Genomic DNA, 14610 nt, shown 5'->3' with positions numbered 1-14610 from the left:
TTCCGTGTGCACTGAAAATATGAGGCTCGTCGATGAAGCTTAACGTCAATGGCGAGGATCGGGATTTCGATGGCGATCCGAATATGCCGCTACTCTGGGTCCTTAGAGACCATCTGAACTTGAGCGGCACGAAGTTCGGCTGCGGGATCGCTCAATGCGGAGCGTGCACAGTACACTTGAACGGCAAGGCTGTGCGTTCGTGCTCCGTGCTTGCGGTTGAGGCGCAAGGCATGAAGATCAGAACAATCGAAGGCGTCGGTGCACGTCATCAATTACTCGTCGCCTGGGTCAAGCACGACGTTCCGCAATGCGGCTATTGTCAGTCCGGGCAGATCATGCAAGCGGCGGCGCTTCTCGATGAAAAGCCGAAGCCTACGGATGCCGACATCGATGCTGCCATGAGTGGCAACATATGCCGTTGTGGGACTTATCGGCGTATCAAAGCGGCGATCAAAGATGCCGCCGGAGTGGCGTGATGTCGAAGCGTAAGGTCGGAGAGGAAGAGCAACCTTCACCTATTCTCACCCGCCGCCGATTGGTTTTGGGTGGAAGCTTGCTGGGTGGAGCTTTGGTGGTTGGCTATGCGGCGACAAATTTGGGGGTCATCGCCGCCGGCGCGCTGAGTATTGGCGCTCGAGATATAAATCCGAGCGTGTTCGGGCCGTTCATTAAAATCGACGAAGCCGGATGGGTCACGCTCGTCAATCGATTTCAAGAGATGGGCCAAGGTACCCATGCTGGCCTGGCCGCAATCGTCGCAGAGGAGTTGGACGCCGACTGGGAGATGGTGCGATGCGAGACGGCGCCCGCGAATGCTGCCGTGTATCGGGACGCGACCCTCGGGATTCAGGGGACCGGGGCCTCACAGGCAATTGCGGGCTCCTGGGACCAGCTCCGCAAGGCCGGCGCTGCCGCGCGCGCGATGTTCGTCGAAGCCGCTGCTCGGAAGTGGGCTCTGCCGGTCGAGTCGATCGCCGTGCGGAACGGGGTCTTGTATCACTCGGCTTCGAAGCGCAGCGAGACGTTCGTCGATCTGCTCGCTGACGCGGCGAAGATCACGCCCCCAGAGCATCCTACGCTAAAGGATCCAAAGGATTACAAGCTGATCGGCACGGAGATCGTGCGCCGCAAGGATAGCCAATCCAAGAGCAATGGCTCCGAGGTGTATACGCAGGATGTCCGGCTTCCCGGCATGCTCGTTGCGATGGTCGCCCATCCCCCTCATTTCGGCGGCAAGGTTGGCAGCCTCGACATAGGTGCGGCACGGAAAGTGCCCGGCGTTGTGGACGTTTTCGAGATCGCGAGCGGCGTTGCCGTAGTTGCCAAGGATACATGGTCCGCCCGTCTCGGGCGCGACCTACTCAAGATCAATTGGGACGATGCAAAGGCCGAGACACGATCTTCCGATGAGCTGCGATCGCTCTATCGTGAAATCGCGAAAGGAAAGACCGATGTAACCGGGTCGGCGTTCCAGACAAAAGGCAAGGTCGATGATGCCTTCGACGGGGAGCTGTTCGAAGCATCGTTCGATTTTCCCTACCTCGCAAATGCCCCCATGGAGCCGATGAACTGCGTTGCTTCGGTCGACGGACGCCGGGTGAAGCTTACTTTCGCCGCGCAGATCCAGACGGTGGACCAGATAAACTGCGCCTTGGCCGCGATCACGCTCCCAGGGTTTGTGGAAATCGAGACGTTGCCGGCGGGTGGTTCATTTGGACGTCGCGGCACGTTGACGTCCGACTACATTGTCGAGTGCGTCAACATCGCCCGTCACGTCGGCGGCGGTCGGCCTGTCAAGCTCGTCTGGACGCGCGAAGACGATATGAGCAGTGGGTACTACCGGCCGATGGCTCATCACAAGGTTTCCATCAAATGCGACGAAGGTGGGCTGCCGACCGCCTGGCGCCACAACATCGTGTCGCAAGCAATCGTTCCTTTCGGCGCCAACGAGCTCCCCACCCACGGCGTGAAGAATTCACCCTATCTGTCTGTGGCCAGCGTGGTGGACGCCAAGATTTTCACCCCGAAGCTCGCTGTGCCCCCTGGCTTATGGCGATCCGTCGGCAATTCGCAGTCAGCGATGGTCATGGAACACACGGTCGATCTACTGGCGCGACGCGCGAAGCGAGATCCGGCCGAGTATCGCCGCATTATCTTTGCGAAAGTGGGTGATGTCCGCAAGCTCGCGGTGCTGGATCTTGTCTGCAAGAAGGCAGGCTGGGGCAGTGCATTGGACGCTGGATGGGCGCGAGGGCTTGCCGTCCATGAGTGTTTTGGCACCGTCGTGGCCCAGATCGCCGAAGTCTCGGTGCTCGGAGGGAATCTCAAGGTGCGCCGGGTGGTGTGCGCGGTCGATTGCGGCATCGCAATCGCTCCGAGTCAGATAGCCGCGCAGATCGAGGGTGGAATTTGCTTCGGACTTGGCGCAGCCCTTTATGGAAGGATCACGCTTGATCACGGTATCCCGCAAGAGACGAACTTCGACGCTTACAGGGTCCTCCGTATGGACGAAGCGCCGGTTGTAGAAACCCACATCGTGCCATCGAAGAAAACTCCCACAGGCATAGGCGAGCCGGGTGTCCCGCCGATCGCTCCCGCCGTAGCAAATGCGCTTTTGAGTCTGACCGGGAGACCGACCAGCAGTCTTCCGTTCGTCGTATGATTTGGCACGGCAGCTTTGGAGGCCCCTCATGCGATGGATCGCCGCCTTCGACTTCAGCATCCGACTTGTCCTCGTGGCCGGTTTGCTCGCGGTCGGCGCGGTCTTCGTTTACTGAACCGTTCGTCGTTTTCTGAACGGGTAACCGTTGGATCAAACAATTTGGCCTTTGTTCAGAGTGATCACGGATGCGCGCGCCATGGGTCATTGGGCGACGCTGAAGGCCGCAAGAGGCAACCCGATTTGACTGCGAGCAGGTCCCCTCTCGACGGACCGATCAGCCTCAGCCGGTGGGGCAGTGCGACGCGTCCGATCGAGCCGCTTTCAGGATGAGTCGACGCAGCCAGGCGTGACCCGGATCAGAATGCGTTCGCTCGTGCCACACCATCCGATAATCAAAGTTCGGGAGCTCCAAAGGAGGTTCGATCAAGCGCAGCCGGCGGTCGCCCGAGAAATTTTCGGCGGCCCGGCGCGGGATGGTCAAAACGAGGTTCGACGTCGAGGCGACAAGAGCTGCTGTGGCGAAATAGGGTATCCGTACTGCGACGTGCCGGGTTTGGCCCAGTGTCGCGAGCGCGGTATCGACCGGTCCCGTTCTGCCCCCAACGACGGTGACGAGGATGTGCGAGAATGCAAGGTAATCCTTCAAGTACATCCGGCCGTCTGCGGAACGCCTGACGGCGGGATGGCCGGCGCGTACCAGGCATGCGAAGCGCTCTCGAAACAGATCGCGGGTACGAAGGCTTGGCGGGAGTGGGTTGTCGCTATACAGGGCAATGTCGATATTCACCTCGCCAAGACTTCTGAAGGTCTGCGCGTCGACAGGTATGATCTCTAGACTTGTCCGCGGTGCTTCGGAAGTAACCAGATGCGCGAGCCGAGGAAGAATAACGGTCGCACCATAATCCGTCGTGGCGATGCGGAAGACACGCTCGCTCGAGGACGGGTCGAAGTCGGAGCGGTTGGCTAGGACGTCGCTGATATTCGCCAAAGCCCTCTGTATCGGTTCGAGTAGTTCGCTTCCTTTGACGGTGGGCCGCATGACAGTACCTGCTTTTACAAGCAGCGCATCGTCGAAGATGCGACGCAGCTTTGCCAATGCCCTGCTCACGGCGGGCTGGCTCATTTGACTTCGGTCTGCGGTCTTGGTGACGCTCCGAGTTTCAAGCAGCGTCTTCAAGATCACCAAGAGGTTGAGGTCGATCCGGTACAGGTTGTCATCAGCTGATGGGCGATGCACGGGTCCCTCATCGAAGCGCTACGAACGGTAAGCGTTTTCCACCTAGTGAATAACGTGTATCGCGTTAGGCCACTTTCTGCAATTCGTCGCGCCGCCTAAGTTTGAGGGGCCATATGCGCTGATCGCGTGTTCGGTCGTCGACGGTTTCAAGATGACAAAAGGAGTTTCTCTTGAGCGCTTACTTGATCAACCGCCGCAAGGTCATGCTGACCGCTGCAGCAGGTCTATCGGCACTGGGAATCAACAGTGCAGCCAATGCGCAAGCACCAGTGCTAGCGGCGACCAATGCCGGGCACTATCGATTTCGCGTGGGTCAAATACAGGCCACCGTGCTGAGCGACGGGCTTCTGTCTGGCCCGCCGAAGATTTACGCCAACGATGCGCCGGAAGTGGAGCTCAGGGAGGCGCTGATCCGCGCATTCCTCCCTACGGACGTAATGACGCTCAATCTGAACACGCTGCTGATCGAGACCGAAGGCCGCCGCATTCTCATCGAGGCTGGCGCGGCGCAGACGATGGGGCCGAAGGGAGGACGGCTATTTGGCAATCTTGCGGCGATTGGCCTGAGGCCAGAGGATATCGATGTGGTCGTCGTTTCGCATACGCATCCGGACCATGTAGGCAATCTAAGGAACGCCCAAGGCGGAAAGTCATTCCCGCGCGCAACTGTACATCTGCCCGAAGCTGATTGGAATTTTTTCATCCGTGGCGAACCGGACCTCTCCTATATGCCGGTAGACGCGGATTTCCGTCGACGGTTTGGTGAGGCTATCAAACGTAGCGTAGAACCGATCGCGGCCGATGCCGTGCTGTATCGGCCCGGAACGGAAATCGTTCCCGGATTGGCTACGCTGTCTGCGGAAGGACATACGCCCGGCATGGCGTCGTTCCTCGTTCATTCGGGGTCCGATCAGCTCTTGCTGACGGCCGATCTCGCCTATCATCCGGTCGTCAACGTGGATCGCAATTGGCGACCAGGCCCCGATCGCGACAAGGAGGCAGCCTTTCAATCGCGCCGCCGCATTTTCGACCGCGCGGCAACGGACAAGCTCTTGGTCCTGGGGTTCCATTATCCATTCCCCGGTCTTGGCCGAATCCTGAAGACCGATGGCGGCTATGCCTGGATACCCGCGAACTGGCAGTTCTAAATAGATGGCGGATGTCGCTTGGTGTTTCGACATGCAGGCATCGTCGGGTTTCGTATGCTCCGCAGAAGTGTCCCGACGTCCAATGCGACGGACCAGCGGATCAAGCAGGCGCCGAGCTTGCCGGACGTCGACTTGCGCACACCTGCGTCGATATTACCGAGCGTGTGGCAGCGGTAATTTCGCTAAGATTGTCTGATCAGGTGATCTCGGTTTCGGTGTCTTCTGCGAACTAATCACCGAGACGTCGCCGCAGTCGGGTACTTCTCGATACCGAATTAAGCGCCGATGTTGGATCTGCCATGAGCGTCCCCTCGCCAGTCCAACGTGCAGCGTCCCCGCTTCGGGAAGACGGGCTGCCGATCACGTGGCTTCTGCCCATAGCCCTTGCGGGCCTTGTACTCGCCACCGTGCTTCCCGTCGTGGCGCTTGGCTATTACGCCGCGCGGGAGAACACGGCCCGTTTGCTTCGTGACCGCTCCGAACTCGTGCTGGACCTCGTAGTCGAGCGCGTGAACTCCCATCTCGATCCAGTCCGGGCGCAGATGACTTATCTAGCCGCCGCAATTCGGGAAGGCCGCGTCGATCCGAGCGACGACGCGGGTATGGAGCGCTTTGTCCTTGGAGGGCTGGCGGCGACGCCGCAAGTCGTGGGCATCTCGCTGACACGATCCGACCTTAGTGTGCGTCGCTATGACCGAGCGGAAGTGCGTAGGTTCGATACAGCGGATGCATCGGCTCTTCCCGCAGTCGTCCAGAGCGTCGCGGACGCGCGGGTCGATCCCGAGCCGCGCTGGTACGGTCCCCTGGTGAGCCCGCTCTTGGCCCAAGGTCAGGTCATTCTCGCCCTGAGAATGCCGCTCCGCGGACCACCTGAGACTTCATTCGGCGCTGGCGAGGATGCTGCAGGGCCGTTTCTTGGCGTCTTGGTAGCCGCGATCTCCGTCGCGCAATTGTCGCGGTACGTCGGCGAGATCGGAACCGCTATCGGTCAAACCCCATTCATCCTTTCAGGTCGTGATCGCGTGCTTGCTCATCCCGTGCTGTCGATCCCGAAAGCGCCGGCGAGCCGGAGAATTGAAGACCCACTGCCTCGTGTCGACGGCTTCAAAGATGTTGCGTTGGCCAGTATTTGGGCGCGTGAGCCGAACGCGCTGACGGCATTCGCCCCGTTCAAGCGTTCCGCCGGCCATTTCTCCTGGGTCGGCGACGACAGCTTCGAGAGCCGCGTGTACGTGTATCGGGAGCTTGTGGGTTACGGCGATGCACCCTGGATCGTCGGGACGCACTACCGGGGTTCGGAAACGCGACGGGAGCGTTGGCTGGTGCGCGGCGTCGGGCTCGGCGGTTTGGTGCTGCTCGCGATAGCGATGGGAATGGCTATCATCATCGCCAGACGGTTAGGCCGGCCGGTGCTTCGACTTGCCGATGCGGCGGCACGTATCGAGGCGCTCGAGTTTGATGGGGTGCGGCTTCCACGGGGGCGCGTGAGGGAGCTCAACCGGGCAGCCGGCGCCATCGAACGGATGGCGGCCGGCTTGGTCTGGTTCGAAACCTATCTACCCAAGACGCTCGTGCGCCGGCTCGTCGCCTATGGCAAGGCCGGGGCACCAGAAGCCGAGACGAGAGAGGTCACTGTTCTATTCACCGACCTCGAAAATTACACGGCCTACTCGGCCGACAGGCCTGCCGCCGAAGTTGTCAGCTATCTAAACCAACTGCTTTCGCGCGTCGGGCCGCTCATCGAGGAAAGAGGCGGCACGATCGACAAGTACATCGGCGACTGCATCATGGCCTTTTGGGGTGCGCCCGAGCCAAGTACGGACCATGCTTCCGAGGCCTGCGCTGCCGCGCTCGCCATAGCGGCGGAAGTGAGTGTCTTCAATGCCGAACGCCGCGCGAGCGGACTGCATGCCTGCCGCATGCGCCTCGGGCTCCACAGCGGAGCGGTCGCCGTCGGCAACGTCGGGTTCTCGGGGCGAGTCGACTACACGATCATTGGCCGCACGGTGAACATTGCGCAACGCCTTGAGCAGTCCGGAAAGAAAGTGGAGCAGGAGGGCGAGGTGATCGTTCTCGTCTCCGAGGCAACAAGGGTTCGGGCCGGTGCGAGCTTCGAATTCACGGAATGCCCTTCCATACGTTTAGACGGGACAGGCCCAGTCGCATGTCTTGTCAGGAAGGCCCCTGACGCCGGGCCGCACGGCTCGTGGGCTCCGAACCAATTGGAATGAGGTGGCGTGCGGCGCCGCAGTTCTGCGGATGAAGCGCCTCGGCCGTCCCGCAGCACGGATCGTATCCCCGGCGGTGTCGCCGGCGAAGTCTGCCCAGTCGCCCGTGCGATGGCGTCGCCGCGCAGCATCGCCGACATGGCAAAGCGGTTCGTTGAGTCCGACGCAGGGCAATTTGATCGCAACGGTTGGAGTTGTCGCTGTAAGCCTTTGATCTGTAATGATCAGATTTTGATTCAGTTGGAAAAATTCTCTTGATGGATCAATGCTAGGATCGTGTCTCTTAATCAGCGGGTCCCGGGTTCGAGCCCTGGTGCGCCCACCAAAACCCGCATTAGATCAAAAGCTTACGTGCTGGCCGCCCAGCACGAGGCTGCCTTTCTTGCCTTGGGTCTGCGTGGGTCACACGATGAGGGCACTTTGGCGCCGCGTCGCCTCAAGGACAATCCGATGTTCCTCAATCCAAGAATTAAATTGCTTGCGTACGGTTGCCGTCAGACCAAGCAGTCTGATCCTTGGATTGAGGTCGGATGAGCGCACTCCGCGCGGCCCTAAGATTCGGCTCTCGAAACTCCCGACAACGCCAGTAGCGGATTTCCTCGGTATAGGCCGAGAGCGACTTGTCCGCCACGAAATGGATGTCGCATTCGATGCGCAACCCGCCGGGTCCTGTGACGCTCTCGATTTTCGCGCAGGCTGACGTTACCCAGCTCCGGGAATCCCAGCGTTGGGGCAGAGCAGAGCTGCCGCGGTCCCTCTGAGCTTGCTTCCGGATCTCCGAAAGCTTTTTCGATATCTCTCGGAGATCCGACAGCGCTTCATAACACCCTGAAGATGGATGAACTTTTGTCCAGCCCATTGCGCTCCAGCCTTGCCTTCGGAGGGCAGCTGTTCGATGGCGAAGCTCTTGAGCACGTTGGCACATTCGCCACCGGACTTGACGGATTCCGTGTGGCAGGCGCTCCTTGTTTGAAAAGGGCTACTAACCGATGTCGTGTCCGTGCCACGTGCAGATCTTCAACAAGGGGCTGCGCTCGTGGCGGGAGCTTCCAATCCGCTATGCCGAGTTCGGCGCCTGCCACCGCAATGAATCTTCCGGTTCGCTCCACGGCAGCATGCGGACGCGCGCCTTCGAGCAAGACGACGCCCATGTGTTCTGCCGCGAGCCGGACGTGGAGAACGATGTCGCTTGCTTCATCGCCTTGCTGACGAGGTCTACCGAGACCTCGGTTTTCCCACCTACGAGGCGGCGCTGGTCACGCGGCCGGCGGCGCGCGCCGGCGACGACGCGACCTGGGAATGGTCAGAGGCGAAGCTCGGCGATGCCGGCGCGGCAATGCGGCCTCGTGCCTCAATCAATCCCGGCGAAGGCGCGTTCTACGGCCGAAGCTGGAATTCGCGTGGCGCGTGAATAGCGGTGCCGGAGATGGCCATCGTCGGCGGAGCGAAATGAGGGACGTCCGGGTAAGCCTGTGCGAGCCCGACGGCTTACAGGCCGACGTTCCGCTCACCGAGCGGTGTCCCGCCTGCAGGCGAGGGTCCCGGCCGGGCGCCTTGCGGCCGAAGCATGCGACGGTCTGGGCTTCGGTGGGTGTTGCCCCAAGTAAGCGTTTCGAGCATCTGCGCGATGAGTACCATGCACAACCTTTCATGACCCAATTCCCTGGCATTCTCCCGCGAGCAAAATCAATCGCGTCTGATGGCGCGAATGATCGGGTCAGTTTTGCGCAAAATGCGCAATAAGGCTTGAATACTGAGCGATATGAGCATATATGGCCAAAGAAATTGCTCGTTCTTAGCAAAAAACGCAAAGGATCGGCAGTGTGCGGTGCGCGGGAGGACAACAAAGATGCGGGTTCCAATTAAGCGGGCGATCGAGAGCGTGCCTGGCGGAATGATGGTAGTCCCTCTGTTGGTCGGGGCGCTTATTGCCACCTTCTTGCCCGATACCCCGAAGTTTTTTGGCTCCTTCACGGGCGCACTGTTCTCTGGAGCGCTGACGATTCTCGCCGTGTTCTACGTTTGCATGGGCGCGAGCATCGACTTCCGCGCGACCCCCTACATTGTGAAGAAGGGCGGCACCCTGCTGATCGTGAAGGTTGGCGTGGCCGTTGTCCTCGGCCTGATCTTCGGCCGCATTTTGGGAGAGACGCCGGTCGCAGCTGGCATGTTCGCCGGTGTCTCGACGCTCGCGATCGTCGCCGCCATGAACGACACCAATGGCGGTCTCTATATGGCGTTGATGGGCCAATATGGACGTCCGCGTGACGTCGGCGCCTATACCGTCATGTCGCTGGAGAGCGGTCCTTTCCTCACCATGATCACTTTGGGCGTCGCCGGCCTCTCGGCATTTCCATGGCAGACACTCGTGGGCGCTATCCTGCCTCTGGTGGTGGGTATGATCATCGGCAATCTCGACAGAGAGATGCGCGACTTCCTGAGCCGCGCGGTGCCTGTGATGATCCCGTTCTTCGCCTTCGCGCTCGGCGCCGGCCTCGATCTGTCGAAGGTTTGGCAGGCCGGCCTGCTCGGCCTCGGCATGGGAGTGGCCGTGGTGGTTGTGACCGGCATCCCGCTGTTCCTCGCCGATCGCATCACTGGCGGGAATGGTGTCGCGGGTGTTGCGGCGGCCTCGACGGCCGGTAATGCGGCGGCCGTCCCGGCGATTGTCGCCGCGGCAAATCCGGCCTATGCCGACGCGGCGCGACCTGCGACTATCCTCGTCGCGGCGTGCGTCGTGGTTACCGCAATCCTCGTGCCGATCGTCACCGCCTGGACAGCCCGCGTTGTTGGTCGCGACGTCGAGAAGCCTGCGGAAGAGAACAACGTGGCTTCTGCCGGCAAGATGACCCCCGCGGCGCGTTCGGTTGTCACTGAGTCAAGTCACTGACACAAAGTCACCGAAGCAGGTCGCTGAAGATGGCCCCTAGATTGTTTTCGAGCGAAGTGGATGCCGGTTCGCGTCAAGAAAATGCGTCAAGCCGAAGCTGGCTGATCGTCGCTGACGATCTCACCGGTGCCGCGGACTGTGCGATCGCCTTCGGCAGAAGGGGGCGTGCGGCTGCGGTGACGTGGGGTGAGATGACCGACGCATTGGGCTACCAGCTGCCCGTCTTGGCCTACGATGCCGCGAGTCGAGGCCTTTCGGCCGGGGCCGCTGCAGCCCGACATGCCGATGTGCTGGCGCGCCTGTGCGAAGGCGGACGTATTCTTTTCAAGAAGATCGACTCGACGCTGCGGGGGCAACCTGCAGCGGAGACTGTCGCCGCGCTTGCGCATCTCAAGTCACGGTCGGGTCCGGCCTTCGGCGTGTTCGCGCCGGCCTTTCCGGCCACCGGCCGCACCACCATCGACGGGCGTATCCTGGTCAAAGGCCGCCCGCTCGAGGAGGCCGAGGTCTGGCACCGCGACCACACCTACCCGAACGCCGATCTTGTCGACGTTCTCGCGACCGCGGGCGTTCGCGGTGAGAAGGTCAAGCTCGCTGCTGTCCGCGGTGGCGATCTCAAAGCCACGTTCGCGAGGCTCGCCCGGGAGGGCGACGTGGTCGCGGCCTGCGATGCCGAGACTGAACACGATTTGCGTTTGATCGCGGGGGCGAGCCTGCATGCATCGCCCGCACCCTTCTTCATCGGCAGCGCCGGCCTCGCGCACGCCCTGGCCGGCCTCGAAGTCAGCCATGCCGTCGAGCCGCTGCGCATTCCGACGAGCGCTTCCGGCACCCTGATCGTGGTGGGCTCGCTCGCCGGCGCATCTCGCGCCGCCGCGCGCGAGCTGGAGGCGACCGGCACCGTGGCGCATTTCCCGGTCGCGCCGGAGACGCTGCTCAACGATGTTGCCGGCCGCGCGGCGCTCGCCGCGGACGTGATGAAACGACTTGCCGGCGGCGGCGATACACTGGTTGAGATCATGATGGATGATCACCCCGACATGTCGCTCGGCCCGCAACTCGCCAAGGGGCTCGCCGACGCTCTTGAGGCCGTCGCACCCGCGATCGGCGCCTTCGCTGCGACCGGCGGCGAAACCGCCGCGGCGATGCTGTCGCGCTTCGGCGTCAACGGCATCCGTCTTGCCGACGAAATCGAGCCGGGCGTGTCGCTCGGCCTTACTCTTGGCCGATTGTCTGTTCCCATCGCCACCAAAGCGGGCGCGTTCGGTGACGAGAACAGCCTCATCCACATCAGCGAGCGGCTTCGCGCCGTCCGAACCAGAGGAAGTTTCATATGACTCGTCCGACCATTGCGATCACCATGGGAGATCCGGCCGGTATCGGGCCCGAGGTGATCATGAAGGCGCTGGCGCAGCCGCAGTTGCAGGCGATCTGCAATGCGCTGGTGATCGGCGACTCCAACCGTCTGCGCAAGGCCGGTCAGATCGTCGGCGTGCCGCTTGAGGTCGATGCGTTGAGCGACGCGAAGCAGGCGAATTTTGCGTCGAAGGCCGTGCAGTGCGTTGACCTGAAGCTGGTGCCGGACGATCTGCCGTTCGGCAAGGTGTCGGCGACGGCAGGTGAGGCGGCCTATCGCTATATCGAGAAAGCCGTGCAGGTGGTGCAGGCTGGGCTCGCGCAGGGCATCTGCACCGCGCCGCTTTCGAAGGAAGCGCTGCATGCGGCCGGCCACAAATATCCCGGCCATACCGAGCTCCTGGCGCATCTGACCGGCACGCCGGAAGTATCGATGATGCTGGTGTCGCCGAAACTCCGCGTCATTCACGTGACCACGCATATCGGCCTGCTCGATGCGATCGAGAAGATCGAGCCCGGCCTCGTCGGGCGTGTCATCGCACGCGGACATGACGTGCTGGTGCGCGCCGGCGTCGCCAATCCGAAGATCGGCGTCTGCGCCATCAATCCGCATGCCGGCGAGAATGGGTTGTTCGGTCGCGGCGAGGAAGCCGCGAAGATCGCGCCGGCCGTGGAAGCCTGTCAGCGCAAGGGCTGGGACGTGCGCGGCCCCCTGCCTGCCGACACGCTGTTCTTCCTGGCCGGCCGCGGCGACTACGACATGGTGGTCGCGATGTATCACGATCAGGGCCATGGACCCATCAAGGTGCTGGGGCTGGAAGCCGGTGTGAACATCACTGTTGGTCTGCCGGTGATCCGCACCTCGGTCGATCACGGGACCGCCTTCGACATCGCAGGCAAAGGCATCGCCGACGAGCGCAGCCTGATCGAGGCGCTGCGGCAGGCGGTCGATCTCGCGCCGAAGGAGGCGGTTTGAGGGGGCTGCGCGGGCTCCTCAGGATGGGGAGTGAGACGCGCGTTAAGCGCTGACATTGCGGGGCCGATGCATCGTGGTATCCATCGGCCGTGCCGCGAAGCCGATACGTCGAGTTCGGCTGACGGCAATGAATCCGGGGGCTGAGGTTCGATGTCGATGCGCAGCAAGGAGCGTCACGCTCGTCTGTTGGAAGCACTGAACGCGGGAGAGATCGATGTCGATGATCTCGCACGGCGCTTTGACGTCTCCGCTTCCACCGTACGGCGTGACCTGCAGCATCTTTCCAAGAACAATGCCGTGCGCCGCACCTATGGCGGCGCCATTCTCACCGCCCACGCGAACGAGACGACGCTCGAGCAGCGCCTCGCGGTTCAGGGCAAACAGAAGCAGGCAATCGCACGCGCGGCGATCGATCTGATCGAGGATGGTGACACGCTGATTCTCGATGCCGGTTCGACGGTCGCAGCCTTCGGCCGACTGCTGCAGCACCGGCGGCTGCGCATCATCACCAACAATCTTGCGCTGCTGCCCTTCCTCGCCAAGGCTCCAACCATAGAGCTTGTGGTGCTGGGTGGTGCGCTGCGCACCACCAGCATGAGCACCATGGGGCCGCTTGCCAATGAGGCGCTGCGGCGCATGACCGCGGACCGCGCCGTCATGAGCGCCGATGGCGTGGTGAATGGCCGTGGCCTGTGCGAAGCGGATCTCGAACAGGTCGCACTGAAGTCGCTGATGATGCAGCAGTCGAAGGAAGTCATCGTTCTCGCTGACGCCAGCAAGCTCGGCCGCGCCGAACAGATGGCCTGGGCGCCGCTGCCGCCCCGCTGGACTCTGGTGACTGATGTCGGCGCATCTGAGGAGCAGTGCAAGCGTCTCGCTGATGCGGGAGCGCGCGTGATCGTTGCCAGCGTTCGCTGAGCCGGCATCGCAATTTTTCGCGTGATAGGAGAAAAATATCGACCCGAGGCGGGGTTGCGGTAGCAGCGAAGGAATCTCCGGCTGCCACCTCGCCTAAAGGCGATACTGCGATGCCGATGAACGCACCAACGGCAAAGGGAGCCGAGACAGTCCCCCCCCCCGGCGCTACGTCAAAAGAGGGCAAGCCTCAACATGTGCAGGGCAAGCCGGACGCAAGAACGACCGGCGACAAGAAAGCTGAGGGCCAGTCGAAGGCTCCGGACTCGGCTGCTCCGACCGCCGCTTCGAAGGATATGAAGAATCCGACAGCTGAATCGAAGTCACTTCCTGACAGCAAGGCGGCAAGCGAGCTGAAAGCCGACAGCAAGGCAAAGGCAATTGATTCGACCGCCACCTCAAAGGACGTGAAAACGCCGACTGCCGAGACCAAGCCATCGACCTCCGACAGTAGGACGACGGGAAATGCGGCAACCTCGGCGACAGCAGCTCCTCCCGCCGAGAAGCGCACCCAGATAACCTCGGCGATGAAGCAAGAGAAGGTCGAGGAAGTGACGAACGTGAATTTCAATCTCTCAATCGGAACGGCTGTCCCCGCCGGTGTCCGCTATTACCCGATGCCGTCACGTATCGTGGAAATCTATCCGGAATGGCGTGGATACGATTTCATCCTAGTGCACGGCAAGTACATCATCCTCCGCCCGCGCACGCATGAGATTGTTTACATTATTGAGGGTTAGCGATCTCGCCAACTACATGACAAGCAGCTGCAGACGCGAGAGGGCGACTCAAGAGCCGCCCTCAACATCTGAATTTGGCGCTACGCGAGGTGCTGGTTTTTCCCCCGCCAGGCCTGTTGCGAAAGCGAGCAATATTGACCAGCGCAGAGGGAACCCAAGAAGTAGATTGTTTGGATCACCGCACTATCATAGGCAACAATCGGTGACTGAGAGTGTCGCGCTCCCGCCTGGTTCTCGAGGGAGTATCATGCCGTCGACCCAATCCAATCCAAGACTTAGTGCTGGAGACTTCGGAATTCATGGCTGCTCAAGATGCCGCACACCGATGACGTTGGTCTGCATCGAACCGGACAAGCCAGATTTTGATCTGCGCACCTTTAAATGCGCAAGGTGCGGACACGAAGAAGTCGTCCTCGTTGCAATTTAGGCGGGCTTCGTAAGCCGCTTGTTTGCCTGCC

The 14610-nt window shown here is 61.5% G+C and carries 11 protein-coding genes and 1 pseudogene; 11 read left to right on the top strand and 1 reads right to left on the bottom strand.

Annotated elements, in window-relative coordinates; all coding sequences use genetic code 11:
- The first annotated feature begins 32 nt into the window (after positions 1 to 32).
- Together AC1RQP_RS37200 and AC1RQP_RS37195 are read left to right on the top strand one after the other, a co-directional pair.
- Positions 33 to 476: a (2Fe-2S)-binding protein gene (locus AC1RQP_RS37200; protein WP_492942386.1), complete on the top strand. Its 444-nt coding sequence runs from the start codon at positions 33 to 35 to the stop codon at positions 474 to 476.
- Complete coding sequence (locus AC1RQP_RS37195; RefSeq protein ID WP_492942384.1) at positions 476 to 2662, top strand: xanthine dehydrogenase family protein molybdopterin-binding subunit; 2187 nt, start codon at positions 476 to 478, stop codon at positions 2660 to 2662. The genes AC1RQP_RS37200 and AC1RQP_RS37195 overlap by 1 nt, the downstream gene beginning before the upstream one ends.
- A 280-nt stretch (positions 2663 to 2942) precedes the next feature.
- Here the strand turns inward: AC1RQP_RS37195 and AC1RQP_RS37190 are convergent, their stop codons facing one another.
- Positions 2943 to 3899, bottom strand: coding sequence for a LysR family transcriptional regulator (locus tag AC1RQP_RS37190; protein ID WP_492942382.1), 957 nt, complete (start codon positions 3897 to 3899; stop codon positions 2943 to 2945).
- A gap of 203 nt (positions 3900 to 4102) precedes the next feature.
- Here AC1RQP_RS37190 and AC1RQP_RS37185 point away from each other — a divergent pair, with 203 nt between their 5' ends.
- The 9 genes and pseudogenes from AC1RQP_RS37185 to AC1RQP_RS37145 all read left to right on the top strand — a co-directional run bounded on the left by AC1RQP_RS37185 (position 4103) and on the right by AC1RQP_RS37145 (position 14152).
- Positions 4103 to 5047 (top strand): MBL fold metallo-hydrolase, encoded by a 945-nt coding sequence (locus AC1RQP_RS37185; protein WP_492942574.1) that lies wholly within the window; start codon positions 4103 to 4105, stop codon positions 5045 to 5047.
- Between the two features lie 299 nt (positions 5048 to 5346).
- On the top strand, positions 5347 to 7278 hold the full coding sequence (locus AC1RQP_RS37180; protein WP_492942380.1) for an adenylate/guanylate cyclase domain-containing protein: 1932 nt from the start codon (positions 5347 to 5349) through the stop codon (positions 7276 to 7278).
- Positions 7279 to 8264: 986 nt separating this feature from the next.
- Positions 8265 to 8426 (top strand): annotated as a pseudogene (locus AC1RQP_RS37175) (aminoacyl--tRNA ligase-related protein); the annotation flags it as partial.
- Positions 8427 to 8464: 38 nt separating this feature from the next.
- A complete protein-coding gene (locus tag AC1RQP_RS37170) occupies positions 8465 to 8686 on the top strand; it encodes a hypothetical protein (RefSeq protein ID WP_492942582.1) in 222 nt (73 codons plus the stop codon).
- Between the two features lie 438 nt (positions 8687 to 9124).
- Positions 9125 to 10165, top strand: coding sequence for a 2-keto-3-deoxygluconate permease (locus AC1RQP_RS37165; RefSeq protein ID WP_492942572.1), 1041 nt, complete (start codon positions 9125 to 9127; stop codon positions 10163 to 10165).
- Between the two features lie 56 nt (positions 10166 to 10221).
- Complete coding sequence (locus tag AC1RQP_RS37160; protein ID WP_492942378.1) at positions 10222 to 11502, top strand: four-carbon acid sugar kinase family protein; 1281 nt, start codon at positions 10222 to 10224, stop codon at positions 11500 to 11502.
- Positions 11499 to 12497, top strand: coding sequence for a 4-hydroxythreonine-4-phosphate dehydrogenase PdxA (gene pdxA, locus AC1RQP_RS37155; RefSeq protein ID WP_492942377.1), 999 nt, complete (start codon positions 11499 to 11501; stop codon positions 12495 to 12497). The genes AC1RQP_RS37160 and pdxA overlap by 4 nt, the downstream gene beginning before the upstream one ends.
- Before the next feature lie 150 nt (positions 12498 to 12647).
- Positions 12648 to 13415, top strand: coding sequence for a DeoR/GlpR family DNA-binding transcription regulator (locus AC1RQP_RS37150; protein ID WP_492942375.1), 768 nt, complete (start codon positions 12648 to 12650; stop codon positions 13413 to 13415).
- A 110-nt stretch (positions 13416 to 13525) separates the two neighbouring features.
- Entirely contained in the window at positions 13526 to 14152 is a 627-nt protein-coding gene (locus AC1RQP_RS37145; protein ID WP_492942374.1) for a DUF1236 domain-containing protein, read from the top strand.
- Positions 14153 to 14610 lie beyond the last annotated feature (458 nt).

The sequence above is a fragment of the Bradyrhizobium sp. GW821-FHT13H06 genome, assembly GCF_058803975.1.
The sequence above is the reverse complement of the archived record's forward strand: the minus strand, read 5'-3'. Positions and strand labels throughout refer to the sequence as shown.

Bases quoted from the DNA above. Each gene is read 5' to 3' on its own strand.
- AC1RQP_RS37150 (WP_492942375.1), top strand. From the start codon at position 12,648: ATGTCGATGCGCAGCAAGGAGCGTCACGCTCGTCTGTTGGAAGCACTG.
- AC1RQP_RS37185 (WP_492942574.1), top strand. From the start codon at position 4,103: ATGCTGACCGCTGCAGCAGGTCTATCGGCACTGGGAATCAACAGTGCA.
- AC1RQP_RS37180 (WP_492942380.1), top strand. From the start codon at position 5,347: ATGAGCGTCCCCTCGCCAGTCCAACGTGCAGCGTCCCCGCTTCGGGAA.
- AC1RQP_RS37145 (WP_492942374.1), top strand. From the start codon at position 13,526: ATGCCGATGAACGCACCAACGGCAAAGGGAGCCGAGACAGTCCCCCCC.
- pdxA (WP_492942377.1), top strand. From the start codon at position 11,499: ATGACTCGTCCGACCATTGCGATCACCATGGGAGATCCGGCCGGTATC.
- AC1RQP_RS37200 (WP_492942386.1), top strand. From the start codon at position 33: ATGAAGCTTAACGTCAATGGCGAGGATCGGGATTTCGATGGCGATCCG.
- AC1RQP_RS37195 (WP_492942384.1), top strand. From the start codon at position 476: ATGTCGAAGCGTAAGGTCGGAGAGGAAGAGCAACCTTCACCTATTCTC.
- AC1RQP_RS37165 (WP_492942572.1), top strand. From the start codon at position 9,125: ATGCGGGTTCCAATTAAGCGGGCGATCGAGAGCGTGCCTGGCGGAATG.